This is a genomic window from Arthrobacter sp. 05T45 (genome assembly GCF_056395875.1).
The window spans coordinates 64,609-78,290 of the sequence record NZ_JBFTKI010000015.1 but is presented as its reverse complement, the minus strand read 5'-3'; the positions used below and the strand labels follow the sequence as shown (position 1 = coordinate 78,290).

The 13,682-nt window shown below is 68.5% G+C and carries 8 protein-coding genes; 3 read left to right on the top strand and 5 right to left on the bottom strand.

Annotation, left to right across the window (positions count from 1 at the left end):
- Positions 1 to 8: 8 nt before the first annotated feature.
- Positions 9 to 1,598, bottom strand: a complete 1,590-nt coding sequence (ffh, locus tag AC1DGD_RS14580) for a signal recognition particle protein (RefSeq protein WP_223916506.1) — start codon at positions 1,596 to 1,598, stop codon at positions 9 to 11.
- Positions 1,599 to 1,750: 152 nt separating this feature from the next.
- On the opposite strand from ffh, the gene AC1DGD_RS14575 reads away from it, so the two are divergent.
- A complete protein-coding gene (locus tag AC1DGD_RS14575) occupies positions 1,751 to 3,139 on the top strand; it encodes a glucose-6-phosphate dehydrogenase (RefSeq protein WP_476857259.1) in 1,389 nt (462 codons plus the stop codon).
- A gap of 190 nt (positions 3,140 to 3,329) precedes the next feature.
- Here AC1DGD_RS14575 and AC1DGD_RS14570 read toward each other — a convergent pair whose 3' ends face one another.
- A complete protein-coding gene (locus tag AC1DGD_RS14570) occupies positions 3,330 to 3,668 on the bottom strand; it encodes a P-II family nitrogen regulator (RefSeq protein WP_028276847.1) in 339 nt (112 codons plus the stop codon).
- Complete coding sequence (locus AC1DGD_RS14565) at positions 3,665 to 5,047, bottom strand: ammonium transporter (protein WP_476857258.1); 1,383 nt, start codon at positions 5,045 to 5,047, stop codon at positions 3,665 to 3,667. The genes AC1DGD_RS14570 and AC1DGD_RS14565 overlap by 4 nt, the downstream gene beginning before the upstream one ends.
- 251 nt (positions 5,048 to 5,298) lie before the next feature.
- On the opposite strand from AC1DGD_RS14565, the gene AC1DGD_RS14560 reads away from it, so the two are divergent.
- Both AC1DGD_RS14560 and AC1DGD_RS14555 read left to right on the top strand, forming a co-directional pair.
- Entirely contained in the window at positions 5,299 to 6,549 is a 1,251-nt protein-coding gene (locus AC1DGD_RS14560) for an MFS transporter (protein WP_476857257.1), read from the top strand.
- Positions 6,550 to 6,710: 161 nt separating this feature from the next.
- On the top strand, positions 6,711 to 8,417 hold the full coding sequence (locus AC1DGD_RS14555; RefSeq protein ID WP_476857256.1) for a hypothetical protein: 1,707 nt from the start codon (positions 6,711 to 6,713) through the stop codon (positions 8,415 to 8,417).
- Between the two features lie 78 nt (positions 8,418 to 8,495).
- Here the strand turns inward: AC1DGD_RS14555 and ftsY are convergent, their stop codons facing one another.
- Both ftsY and smc read right to left on the bottom strand, forming a co-directional pair.
- Positions 8,496 to 9,707 (bottom strand): signal recognition particle-docking protein FtsY, encoded by a 1,212-nt coding sequence (gene ftsY / locus AC1DGD_RS14550; protein ID WP_028276845.1) that lies wholly within the window; start codon positions 9,705 to 9,707, stop codon positions 8,496 to 8,498.
- Between the two features lie 88 nt (positions 9,708 to 9,795).
- Complete coding sequence (gene smc / locus AC1DGD_RS14545; RefSeq protein WP_476857255.1) at positions 9,796 to 13,440, bottom strand: chromosome segregation protein SMC; 3,645 nt, start codon at positions 13,438 to 13,440, stop codon at positions 9,796 to 9,798.
- Between the last annotated feature and the right edge of the window lie 242 nt (positions 13,441 to 13,682).

Here is a 13,682-nt window from a genome sequence, read left to right as displayed (position 1 = left end):
ACTTGCGGCTACTTGCTGCCGCCGAGGAACTTGTCGAAACCCTTGGGCAGGTTCAGCTGGGACGGATCGAAGTCGCCGCCCTGCTGGCCGAACGACGCGCCGGTGGGCAGCGCCTTGGGGCCGGCGGCACGCCGGGCCTCGGCGTCGCGCAGTTCCTGCGCCGCCTTGGCCGGGTTGCCGGAGCGGGCCTTCTTCTTGGGCGCGGACTTGGCTCCCTTGCGGGCACCGCCCCCGCCGCCCATGCCGGGCATCCCCGGCATGCCGGGCATCCCGCCGCCGGCGGCCATCTTCTTCATCATCTTCTGGGCCTGGGCAAACCGTTCCAGCAGTCCGTTGACCTCGGAGACGTGCACGCCGGAACCGCGGGCAATACGGGCCCGGCGGGAGCCGTTGATGATCTTCGGAGCCACGCGCTCGTGCGGGGTCATCGAGCGGACAATGGCCTCGACGCGGTCGATCTCGCGCTCGTCGAACTGCTCCAGCTGCTGGCGGATGTTCTGCGCACCCGGCATCATCATGAGCATCTTCTTCATGGAGCCCATGTTGCGGATCTGCTGCATCTGGGCGAGGAAGTCATCGAGGGTGAAGTCTTCCTGGTCGGCGAACTTCTTCGCCATCCGGGCGGCTTCATCCTTGTCCCAGGACTTCTCGGCCTGCTCGATCAGGGTGAGGACGTCACCCATGTCGAGGATGCGCGAGGCCATGCGGTCCGGGTGGAAGAGCTCGAAGTCGTCCACGCCTTCGCCGGTGGAGGCGAACATGACCGGCTTGCCGGTCACCGACGCGACGGAGAGCGCGGCGCCGCCGCGGGCGTCGCCGTCGAGCTTGGAGAGCACGATGCCGGTGAAGTTGACGCCCTCGTCAAAGGCCAGGGCCGTGTTGACGGCGTCCTGGCCGATCATGGAGTCGATCACGAACAGGACTTCGTTCGGGACGATCGCGCGGCGGATCTGGCGCGCCTGCTCCATCATCTCGGCGTCGACGCCGAGACGGCCGGCGGTGTCCACGATCACGACGTCGTGCAGGGTGCGCTTGGCTTCCTCGACGCCGTCACGGGCGACGGCGACGGGGTCACCGGCAGGGTGGTCCAGTTCGGTGGACGTTGCGCCCGGGTGCGGGGCGAACACGGGTACGCCGGCGCGCTGGCCGACCACCTGCAGCTGGGTGACGGCGTTGGGCCGCTGGAGGTCACAGGCCACCAGCATGGGGCTGTGGCCCTGGGACTTGAGCCATTTGGCGAGCTTGCCGGCCAGGGTGGTCTTGCCGGCGCCCTGGAGGCCCGCCAGCATAATGATGGTGGGTCCGGTCTTGGCCAGGCGGATCCGGCGGGTCTCACCGCCGAGGATCTCGACGAGTTCCTCGTTGACGATCTTCACGATCTGCTGGCTCGGGTTCAGCGCCCCGGAGACCTCGGCGCCGAGGGCACGCTCGCGCACGCGGCCGGTGAATTCCCGGACCACGGGCACAGCGACATCGGCGTCCAGGAGGGCACGCCGGATCTCGCGGACTGTGGCGTCAACGTCCGCCTCGGTCAGGCGGCCCTTGCCACGCAGATTCTTGAAGGTTGCTGTCAACCGGTCAGAGAGTGAATTGAACACGCGCCGTGCACTTCTTTCAGTGGATCTACAGGTGGCGGCCGGTGCGGCACGCCAGCGTCGCGACTGGTATTCGCCTGGACGAACCGCCACGACAACAGGACTCGACTATCTAGGGTACCAAGATGCGCCTTCAAGATGGCATGCTGGCGTAGGTGACCAGCCAAACAACTGTAAAAACCCTGCTCATCCTGGGCGCTTCCGGCGATCTCACCGGAAGGCTCCTGTTACCGGGGCTTGCCCGCCTGGTGGCCCGGGGCCGCGCCGACGGCCTCGCCCTGGCGGGAGCGGGATCGGACCCCTGGACGCCGGAGCAGTGGCTTGGCCGGATCGAGGAGTCGTTCGCGGACGAGGACTCCAAGGCCGACGCCCACGGCAAGCGGGAGCTCAAGCGGATCCGCAAGGAGAGCACCTACCACCAGCTCGATGTCACGGCCGAGGGCCAGCTCGCCGGGCTCCTGGCGAAACTGGAGGGGCCTGTGGCTGTCTACTTCGCCCTGCCGCCGCGGGTCAGCCAGCTCGCGTGCGAGGCCCTGGCGCCGGAGGACGTGCCCACCGGCACCCGGCTGGTCATGGAGAAGCCGTTCGGCTCAGACGAGCAGTCGGCGCGCCACCTGAACAAGACGCTGGCCGCGCTGGTCCCGGAGGACCACATCCACCGCGTGGACCACTTCCTCGGCAAGGCAACGGTCCTGAACATACTTGGCCTGCGCTTCGCGAACACGTTCCTGGAGCCGGTGTGGAACCGGCAGAACATCGAAAAAATCGAGATCATCTTCGACGAGGACCTCGCCCTCGAAGGCCGCGCCCGCTACTACGACGGCGCCGGGGCGCTCCGTGACATGATCCAAAGCCACCTGCTTCAGATCATGGCCCTCATGGCAATCGAGCCGCCGGCATCCGTGGACGAACGCGATCTCCGCGATGCCGTGGCCACCGTGCTGCGGGCCAGCAGCATTAAGGCCCCCTACCGGCAAAGCAGCCGCCGGGCCCGGTACACGGCGGGTTCGATCAACGGCCGGGACATCCCGGACTACGCCAAGGAGGAGGGCGTGGACGCGTCCAGGGCTACTGAAACCCTCGCCGAGGTGCAGGTGGAGATCGACAACTGGCGCTGGCAGGGCGTGCCGTTCATCCTGCGCTCAGGCAAGGCGCTGGGCCAGAAACGCAAGGAGGCCGTGGTGACCTTCCGGCCGGTGCCGCACCTTCCGAAGGGGTTCACCGGTGTGGACGCCCCCAACCAGCTGAGGATCGGCTTTGGCCCGGACACGCTGCAGTTCGACGTCGACGTGAACGGCCCGGGCAATGTCCTGAGCCTGGACCGGGCCACGCTGCAGGCCGAACTGAGCGCCTCTGAGCTCCTCCCCTACGGTGAAGTGCTCGAGGGCGTGCTGACCGGGGATCCGCTGCTCTCGGTGCGGGCGGACACGGCCGAAGACTGCTGGCGCATCCTGGCGCCGGTGCTGAAATCCTGGACCGCCGGACATGTCCCGCTGGAGGAATATCCGGCCGGGACCCCGGGGCCGGAGGGCTGGCCGGCCTAGATTCGTCGCGGCAGGGCCAGCGCGGATCCCGCGGCGCGCCGGGCCGACACAGCAGCAACGACACAGCACTAACGACACAAGCAGCAACGACACAGCGGGCCGGATACCTTCTCAGGTATCCGGCCCGCTGTGTCAGTGCCGTGTCAACGCCGCTGTGTCTGTTGGCCCTAGCGGCATGGAGCGGGGGCAGCTAGATCGCTGCCGAACCACGCTCTCCGGTACGGACCCTGACAGCCTCGAACACATCCATCGTCCAGACTTTGCCGTCGCCGGCCCGGCCGGTGTTGGAACTGGCGATGATGACATCCAGGATGTCGTCCGCCTGTTCGTCGGTGGCCAGGACTTCCACCCGGATCTTTGGCAGCAGGTCCACGTTGTACTCGGCCCCGCGGTACACCTCGGTGTAGCCGCGCTGCCGGCCGTAGCCGCTGGCTGCGCTGACCGTGAGGCCCTGCACACCGTAGGCTTCCAGGCCTTCGCGAATAGCCTCAAGTTTTTCCGGTCGGACGATTGCCGTGATCAGTTTCATGCCCCCACACTTTCCTTGCCCGTTGCGTTCTGCTTGCCGTTGGACTCGGCGCCCACCGGCACTTCGGCGGCTGTGCCTTCCTCCTGCGGCTCGCCGCCCATCGGCTTGCCCGTGATCAGTTCGTGCAGCGGCTGGAAACTGCCGCCGTGCCCGCCGACGCCGAACTCGTAGGCGGTCTCTGCGTGCAGGCTCAGGTCCACACCGACAACTTCCTGTTCCTGGGAAACCCGGAAGCCCATGAGCTTGTGGATCGGGAAGGCAATGATGAAGGTCATCACGGCGGTGAAGACGATGGCCATCATTGCCGCGAGGGTCTGGGCGACCAGCTGCGTGGTGCCGCCGCCGTAGAACAGGCCCGCGGCGCCCTGGGTCGGGGTGGCCAGGAAGCCGATTGCGACCGTGCCGACAACACCGGAGACGAGGTGGACGCCGACGACGTCGAGCGAGTCGTCGTAGCCGAACTTGAACTTCAGGCCGACGGCGAGCGCCGAAGCCACACCGGCAACGACGCCGAGGGCGATCGCACCCAGCGGGGAGACGTTGGCGCAGGCCGGGGTGATGGCGACCAGGCCGGCGACCACGCCGGACGCGGCACCGAGGGAGGTTGGGTGACCGTCGCGGAAGCGCTCCACGGCGAGCCAGCCGAGCATGGCTGCGGCCGGGGCGGCCAGGGTGTTTATCCAGATCAGGCCGGCCTGCTCCACAGTGGCAGCGGCACCGGCGTTGAAGCCGAACCAGCCGAACCACAGGATTGCGGCACCGAGCATGACGAACGGAATGTTGTGCGGGCGGTGGTTCGGGTCCTTGCCGAAGCCCTTGCGGTTACCGATGATCAGGACCAGGATCAGGCCCGCGACGCCGGCGTTGATGTGGACCACGGTGCCGCCGGCGAAGTCGATGACCGGCGCGAACGTCTGGCCGAACCAGCCATTCGCGGAGAAGAGTCCGCCGCCCCAGACCATGAAGGCCATCGGCGCGTAGACCAGGGTGGCCCAGATGGGGGTGAAGACCACCCATGCGGAGAACTTGGCGCGGTCGGCGACCGCACCGGAGATCAGGGCCACCGTGATGATCGCGAACGTGGCCGCGTAGCCGACCTTGAGCAGGTCGGCCGGTTCGGTGAAGTTGTGCAGGCCGAAGTGGCTGAACGGGTTGGCGAAGATCTGGTAGAAGTTGTCTTCGTTGGTCGTAGCCATCGAAGCGCCCCACAGGATCCACATGATGCCGACGGTTCCAATGGCGACGAAGCTCATCATCATCATGTTCAAAGCCGACTTGGCGCGGGTCATGCCGCCGTAGAAGAATGCCAGGCCCGGGGTCATGAACAGCACGAGTGCCGCGGCGACCAGGAGCCAAACGAGACCTGCGGTGAGTTCCATGGTCTACGTCCTCTCTTGCTATTAGGTGCGGAGTAGTCCGCCGGTCCCAACGCATTTATTTGCGTTCTAGAAAGAGTTTCGCGGGGCCGTGTTTCGCTGGCGGAGGATTTACATTGCCGGGTTGTTACAAGAACCTCCCGGACGTAAATGGTGCATCTCACACTTGTTACGGTTATGTTTCAGCGGATTATTCCCGCACTTGTTGGACCCGCCGCCAGCAGGCACCGCATCTTCCCAAGGACGAACGCATTATGAGCAAGACCTCCCGCCCCGCCGGCGATGCCGCAGCCGAGGTGCCCTCCCGGGCCCCGGGCCGTTCCCGGCTGCCCCGGGACATCAAGGTGATGCTGGTGGCGGCCTTCCTGATTGCGATCGGCTTCGGCCTCGTGGCACCGGTTCTGCCCCAGTTCGCCACCACGTTCGACGTCGGGGCGACCGCCGCGGCCGTGATCGTGAGCATCTTCGCTTTCATGCGGCTCGTCTTCGCACCGGCCGCGGGCACCCTGATCGTGAAGCTGGGCGAACGGCCGGTCTATGTGGCCGGGCTGCTGATCGTCGCGGTGTCCACGGCCGCCTGCGCCTTCGCCCAGAATTACTGGCAGCTGCTGGTCTTCCGCGGCCTCGGCGGGGCTGGCTCGGTGATGTTCACGGTGGCGTCCATGGCGCTCGTGGTCCGCCTCGCGCCGCCGGAAAGCCGCGGCCGGGTCTCCGGGGCCTATGCCTCCGCCTTCCTGATCGGCAACGTCTGCGGCCCCATCGTCGGCGGGATGCTCGCCAGCTTCGGCTTGCGGGTGCCGTTCCTGGCCTACGCGGGGGCCCTGGTGCTGGCCGCCGTCGTGGTGCAGACCCAGCTCAGCCATGTCCCCGCCGCCTCGCGGCAGCCCGGCGCCACGGCCCCTGCGATGGAACTGCGGGACGCGCTGCGGGACAGCGCCTACCGGGCCGGCCTGTTTTCGAGCTTTGCCAACGGCTGGGCCACCTTCGGGGTTCGGATGGCCACAGTGCCGCTCTTCGCCGTCGTTGCGCTCGGCGCCGGTCCGGAGTCGGCCGGCTGGGCGCTGGCGGTGTTTGCCGGCGGCAACGCGGTGGCGCTGACGTTTTCCGGCCGGCTCGCGGACAGCCTCGGCCGCAAGCCGCTCCTGCTGGCCGGGCTGCTGGTCACCGGCACCGCCACGGCGGCCATCGGCTTCACCCACCAGCTGCCCTGGTTCCTGCTCGCCTCCGCCTGCGCCGGGATCGGCTCCGGGCTGCTCGGACCGGCCCAGCAGGCCGCCATCGCCGACGTGATCGGCAACGAGCGCTCGGGCGGCCGCGTCCTGGCCGTCTTCCAGATGGCTTCCGACAGCGGCGCGATTGTGGGACCGGTGGTGGCCGGGCTGCTGGCGGACCGGCTGGGCTACGGCTGGGCCTTTGCGGTCACTGGCGGCATCCTGTTGGCCGCCGCCGCAGTGTGGTTGCCGGCCCGCGAAACGTTCCGCCGGCCGGCCCCGGACCGCGCCTGACCTGCGGCGTTGCCGCCGCTGGTCCGCTCCGGGCGGAGCCTCCGCCGGGATCTTGTCCGGGACCGTGCACGGGACGTTGTCCGGGGCCGTCCGGTCAGCGGCGGCCTCCGCCCTTGGCTAAGCTGGGGGCACGTGCCACAAACTTCCGGAGGTAATCCCCCATGGCCAAATTCGACTCTTCCCCCGGGAAAGCCGAAAGCCCCGACCCCGCCCAACCCGCAAACCCCGGTAAGAGTGCGGGCACAAGCGCGGGAAACAGGAAGCGCGCAGGGCTGATCGCCGGCGCCGGAATTGTCGCCGTCGCCGCAGCAGTACTGGTTCCCCTAGCCCTCGGAAACCCGACGCCGGCCCCGCCGGCCGCTTCTTCCCCGGCCCAGTCGGCACCGGCGCTCGCCCCTGCCGAGGTGGGCCCGACCGTCACCTATTACGCGCAGCCGGGTCCGCCGGCCGGGTCGCCGCTGGAAAAGGTTGAGCCCCTCAAGGTCGATGTCTCCAGCGACCTCGTGGGCACTTCTTTGAACAAGGGCATGGCGGGAATTTCCCTGGAGGCCACGGATCTGGCCGATCCCGACCTCAGCAGCGACAACGCGTCGATGGTCAAGCTGCTCAAGGAGATCGACCAGCCGGTCCTGCGTTTCGGCGGCAACGCCGTGGACCGGCGTTTCTTCTGGACCTCCACCGGCGAGGCCGTCCCCGCCGACTACAAGGGTGACAAGACGCACCCGGTCAAGGCCGTGGGCCCGGCAGACCTGGTCCGGCTCAAGACCCTGCTGGACGCCGGCGACGCCAGGGTCAGCCTCACAGTGGATCTGGGCCACTACAACCCGGCGCGGGCTGCGGACATGGCCAAAAACGCCTCGGCGATCCTCGGCGACCGGCTGCTGAGCATCACTGTGGGCAATGAGCCCAACGGCTTCGTGTTCAACGATGTGAAGTCCGGCAGCGGCTACAGCCTGGATCAGTACATTCGGGAATTGAAGGACTACGCCAACGCGATCTATGCAGTGGCGCCGAACGTGCCCATCTCCGGCCCGGGCGCCTACGACCAGAAGTGGTGGCAGCCGTTCGTCGATGCGGACCTCCCGCAGAAGAAGATCCTGACGTTCCACCACTACCCGCTCTCCAACTGTGACGGCAGCTTGCCCCAGGACTCGCCTACCTTGGCAAACGCGATGAGCCGAACGATGCACGACCGTGGCGTCAACTACCAGAAGGCGGCCCTCGCGGTGGGTCAGGCCGCCGGCCTGGAAACCTGGATTCCGGAAACCGGGATCTCGGCGTGCCCCGGTTCCAATGAGACCTCCCGCACCCACGCATCTGCGCTCTGGGCGGCAGACTATGCCCTCACCGCCGCCCAGCTGGGCATCACCCGAATCGGCTTCCACAGCTCGCTGCTGACCTGCAAGGGCGGCCCGCCCCTGTCCGCCATCTGCAGCGCCGGGGCCTACCCGTTCGGCAACGGCCAGATGTCCGGCCGGGCCAACTTCTTCGGCATCTCCATGGTGGCCGAGCTCGAGGCCGGCAAGTTCATGAAAGTGAACAGCGCCGGAGGCGGCCCGGCGTTCAGCTACGCGCTGCAGAACGCCGACGGCAGCACCAGCGTGGTGATCATCAACGAAAACGACCCCGAAAAGGCCGCGCAGACTTCCGTCACCCTGAACCTTCCGGGCAAACCGGTCACCGGGACCATGACCCAGCTCAGCGGACCCAGCTACGCAGCCGAGGACCAGACCGTGATCGATGGCGCCAAGGCCGAGCCCACGCCCCTCGCCAAGCGCGCCACGGTGCCCGGCTTCGCGTACAAGTCCCAGACGCAGCAGTTCAAGCTGACGGCCGGCACAGTGACGGTCCTGAACTTCAAGTACTAGCCGCTTGAACAAAGAGTGCCCCGGTCCCGTCTGAACTCACCAGACAGGACCGGGGCACTCTTTTTGTTGCGGTGCGGGCTAGTTCAGCAGCGCATCCACGAAGCCTTCAGCGTCGAACGGCGCGAGGTCGTCGGCGCCTTCGCCCAGGCCGATCAGCTTCACCGGGACTCCGAGGGATTTCTGGATGGCGACGACGATCCCGCCCTTGGCGGTGCCGTCCAGCTTGGTCAGGACGATCCCGGTGATGTTCACCACCTCGGAGAACACCCGGGCCTGGTTGAGTCCGTTCTGGCCGGTGGTGGCGTCCAGGACCAGCAGCACCTCGTCCACCTCGGCCAGCTTTTCGATGACCCGCTTGACCTTGCTGAGCTCGTCCATGAGGCCCACCTTGTTCTGCAGGCGCCCCGCGGTGTCGATCATGACGACGTCGACTTCCTGGTCGATGCCGGCCTTGACGGCCTCGTAGGCCACCGAGGCCGGGTCCGCGCCGTCGATGTCCGACTTCACGGTGGGCACGCCGACGCGCTGGCCCCACGTGGCCAGCTGCTCGGCGGCGGCGGCGCGGAAGGTGTCCGCCGCGCCCAGCAGCACGTCCTTGTCCTCGGCCACGAGCACGCGGGCCAGCTTGCCCACGGTGGTGGTCTTGCCAACGCCGTTGACGCCGACAACCATCATGACGGCGGGCTTGTCGCCGTGGCGCTCGACGTTCAGGCTCCGGTCCATGGTCGGATCCACGAGCTTGATGAGTTCCTCCCGGAGCAGGGCCTTGACGTGCTCAGGGTCCCGGGTGCCCATCACCTTGACGCGTTCGCGGAGCGAGTCCACGAGCTGCATGGTCGGTTCGGTGCCGAGATCGGCCAGCAGCAGGGTTTCCTCGACCTCATCCCAGACGTTTTCATCGATCTTGTCTGCCGAGAGCAGGGCCAGGAGCCCCTTGCCGAGGATGTTGTTGGACTTGACCAGCCGCTCGCGCAGCCGCATCAGCCGCCCGGCCACCGGCAGCGGGGTTTCCACCGGGACGGTTTCCAGCCCGGCTGCGTCGTCCGGAACTTCGAGGGTTGGTTCTTCGAGTTCGACGCCGTCCGGCGAGGTCCGTGCCGGTGCCGGCGCCTGCGCGGGACGGTCCTCCACAAGGGTTCCGGCTCCCGGGGCCTGCACGGGGTCGTTTGCGTCACGCGGGCCGGTGTAGGTCTTGGCGCTCTTCCGGGTCTTCATGAGCACCGGGATCAGCACACCGAGGACCACCAGGACAGCGAAAATGGGCAGAATGATGGGGAGGATATCGTTCACTCCCCTAGCTTCTCACAAACCCCAAATGGGCCGTGGCCAGCGCTTTTGTTGCGCGCGGGCGCCGTCGTGCCGGGACCTGGACGTTTGCCTAGATCTCCGCACTGAGCCGCTGGCTGATCACCGTGGAGACGCCGTCGCCGCGCATTGTGACGCCATAGAGGGCGTCGGCGACTTCCATGGTGCGTTTCTGGTGCGTGATGACGATCAGCTGGCTGGATTCGCGGAGTTCTTCGAAGATGGTGATGAGGCGGCCCAGGTTGGTGTCATCGAGCGCGGCCTCGACCTCGTCCATGACGTAGAAGGGCGAGGGCCGTGCCTTGAAGATGGCCACCAGCAGCGCCACGGCCGTCAGGGAGCGTTCGCCGCCGGAAAGCAGCGAGAGCCGCTTGATTTTCTTGCCGGCCGGGCGGGCTTCGACTTCGATGCCGGTGGTGAGCATGTCGGTGGGGTCGGTCAGGACCAGCCGGCCCTCGCCGCCGGGGAACAGCCGGGCGAAGACGCGGACGAACTGCCGGGAGGTGTCCTCGAAGGCCTCGGCGAAGACCTTCTGGACGCGGTCGTCGACTTCCTTGATGATGTCCAGCAGGTCTTTGCGGCTGGACTTCAGGTCTTCGAGCTGGGTGCTGAGGAACTGGTGGCGCTCCTCAAGCGCGGCGAACTCCTCGAGCGCCAGCGGGTTGACCTTCCCCAGGGCCGCGAGGTCGCGTTCGGCGCGTTTGAGCCGCTTTTCCTGTTCCGCACGGACGAAGGGCTTGCCGTCGGAAATCTCGCGTCCGTCCTGGTCCACCGGGGCGCGCAGTGCGGCCCATTTGTCCGCCGAGTCGCCGGCAGGGACCGGGACGGGCAGGTCCGGTCCGTAGTCGGCCACGAGCTGCCCGGCAGTCAGCCCGAGCTCCTCCACGCTCTTCAGTTCCAGCGCCTCGATCCGCAGCCGCTGCTGCGTGCGGGCGAGCTCGTCGCGGTGCACGGAGTCGGTGAGTTCGGCCAGTTCGCGGGCCAGTGCGTCGTTGCCGCTGCGGACCCCGGCCAGTTCAAGGTCCATGGCGTCCCTGCGTTCCTCGGCGCTGTCCCGCTCGCGGCGGGCCAGCTCGACGGACACGTCGATGAATCCGATGACCTGCTGCACGGCGACGGCGACGGCGGCGGCGCGCCGGGCCTGGAGCCGGCGGCGGCGGGCCCGTTCCGCCGCTTCCTCGCGGGCCCGGCGTTCGGTGGCGGCGGCCCGTTCCAGCGACGCCGCCCGGTTGCGGGTGGCCGTGAGCTGTTCCTCGGCGCTGCGCAGGGCGAGCCTGGCTTCCATTTCGGCCGTGCGGGCCAGCGAGGCGGCCAGTGCCAGGGCATCCCGGTGCTCCGGGGAAGGTTCCTGCTCCGCGGGGGCCTCTGAGGCCGCGGCGAGCCGGGCCGCCACCGCTTCCAGCGCACCTTGTTCGCTGACAATCTGGGCCTCAGCCCTGGCCAGGGACGCGGCCAGCCGATCACTTTCGGCGACGGCGCTGCGCAGCACCGCGTTCAGGTGGCCCAGGCGTTCGGCGACGGCCGCGAGTTTCGCGTCGGAGTCGTGGAGTTTCGCGAGGGCCGCGTCGGCACGGTCCTGGGCTTCGGCGCGCCGGGTCCGGGCGGTGGAGAGTGCGAAGCGGTTGCGTTCGAGCGCGGCGGTGACGGCGGCCAGCTTCGACGCGGCGTCGTCGACGGCGGCCTGGACTTCCAGCAGCGACGGCGCCGACGCGGACCCGCCGGTCACGGTCAGCGCCGTGAAGACGTCCCCGGTCCGGGTCACGGCGGTCAGCTCGGGACGCGCGGCGATCAGCTGCGCTGCGGCATCCAGGTCCTCGACGACGGCGACGCCGGCCAGCAGGGCGGGCAGCGGCAGGCCGGCGGCGTCCGGTGCCGCAGCCGACACAAGATCCACCAGATCCACAGCCCAGCGCGCGCCCGCGGGAAGCGTGCTGTCGCCGGTTAATGCATCGGCCGTCAGCGCATCGGCCACCGGCGGCGGGGACCCGGCCGGGGGGCCGGCCAGCAGCAGCGCGGCACGGCCGGCGTCGTCCGCGCGCAGCAGCCGCACGGCAGCGGCGGCCGTCTGCTGGTCCCGGACCACCACGGCGTCGGACGCGCTGCCGAGTGCGGCGGCGACGGCGGCCTCGAATCCTGGATCCACGGTGATCATGGATGCCAGCGATCCCAGGACCCCGTCGGCCAGGTCCCCGGCTGCCGCGCCGAGCACATGCCCGGAGCCGTCTTTGCGGTTCAGGCCCAGCTGGAGGGCATCGCGGCGGGCCATAAGGGCGCCGCGTTCCCGCTCGCCTTCGCGCTCGGCCGCCTTCAGGGCGTCAATTTCGGCGATGATGGTTTCGAGGGCCTCGCTCGCGGCCTCGTAATCGGCGTCGAGCGATTCCTCGCCGTCCTCGACCCCTGCGACCTGCGCTTCCAGGGCCGTGAACTCGCTGTGCGCCTGCCGGCGGCGTTCCTCGCCGGCCTTTTGTGATTCGCGGAGGCGGCCGAGCTCGGACTGGGCGGACTCGACGCGGGACCGTGCCGCGCCGACCTGCCCGGCGAGCTTGGCCAGGCCTTCACGCCGGTCCGCGGCGGCGCGGAGCAGGGCCGCGAGTCGCTTGTCCTCGGCGGCGGCGGCCTGTTCAGCGTCGTGTTTGGCGGCTGTCGCGGCGTCCAGGGCCTCGGTGCGGTCCAGGATCTGCCGTTCCAGCCCGGCCTGCTCGTCGCGGACGCGGGCGGCCTGCTGCTCCAGCTGGTCCGGGTCCCGGCCGGTGTCCGGAACCACGTCCGCGGCGCCGAGCAGGCGGCGGCGTTCCTCGGCGAGCGAGCCGAGGGAACGGAGCCGTTCGCGCCCGGTGGAGAGCGAATACCAGTTCTCCCGCGCGGCGTTCAGCGCGGGAGTGGCCTCGGCTGCGAGCCCTTCGAGGACGGCCTGGCGCTGCCGCCCGGCCTCGAGGTCGCGTTCGACGACGGCGCGGCGTGCCTTGAGCGCCGATTCATCCGCCACGTCCTGCGCCAGCGCGGACTGCAGCGCAACGAGGTCGTCGGCCAGGAGCCGTGAGCGGGCGTCACGGACCTCGAACTGGACGCTCTGGGCGCGCCGGGCCACCTCGGCCTGTTTGCCCAGCGGGGTCAGCTGCCGCCGGATTTCGCCGGTGAGGTCGCTGAGCCGGGACAAGTTGGCCTGCATGGCTTCGAGTTTGCGGACCGTCTTTTCCTTGCGGCGGCGGTGTTTGAGGATGCCGGCGGCCTCCTCAATGAAGCCGCGCCGGTCCTCGGGGGTGGCGTGCAGGACCTTGTCCAGCTGGCCCTGGCCGACAATCACGTGCATCTCGCGGCCCAGGCCCGAGTCAGAGAGCAGCTCCTGGATATCGAGCAGCCGGCATCCCGCGCCGTTGATGGCGTATTCCGAGCCGCCGGTCCGGAACAGCGTGCGCGAGATCGTGACCTCGCTGTATTCGATCGGGAGGGCGCCGTCGCTGTTATCGATGGTCAGCGAGACGTGCGCCCTCCCCAGGGGCGGCCGGCCCGAGGTGCCGGCGAAGATCACGTCTTCCATCTTGCCGCCGCGGAGGGTCTTGGCTCCCTGTTCGCCCATGACCCACGCCAGCGCGTCCACCACGTTGGATTTGCCCGAGCCGTTGGGGCCCACCACGGCGGTGACGCCCGGTTCGAATTCAAAGGTCGTCGCCGAGGCGAACGACTTGAATCCCCGGACGGTCAAACTTTTCAGGTGCAAGGCGCTTCGGTTCTCCTGGTCGGCGGACTGGTCCGCTGTCCGACGAAAGCATGATTCGGACGGACACGGGGGTTCCGGGGCGGCCCCGGATACTTACAATCTACTGCGCATCTGCGGCCATTCCGCGCAGAACCAGCGCGAAGCCGCCGCAGATGGCGGAGGCCGCATATGCGGGAATTGACCTGCACGGGGCATAGTTAAGCTCTCGGGCTTGTGAGCGGCCACCGCCGGAGCGCAGGACG

Coding starts and splice junctions, on each gene's coding strand:
- AC1DGD_RS14570 (WP_028276847.1), bottom strand. CDS start 3,668: ATGAAACTGATCACGGCAATCGTCCGACCGGAAAAACTTGAGGCTATT.
- AC1DGD_RS14565 (WP_476857258.1), bottom strand. CDS start 5,047: ATGGAACTCACCGCAGGTCTCGTTTGGCTCCTGGTCGCCGCGGCACTC.
- AC1DGD_RS14560 (WP_476857257.1), top strand. CDS start 5,299: ATGAGCAAGACCTCCCGCCCCGCCGGCGATGCCGCAGCCGAGGTGCCC.
- AC1DGD_RS14555 (WP_476857256.1), top strand. CDS start 6,711: ATGGCCAAATTCGACTCTTCCCCCGGGAAAGCCGAAAGCCCCGACCCC.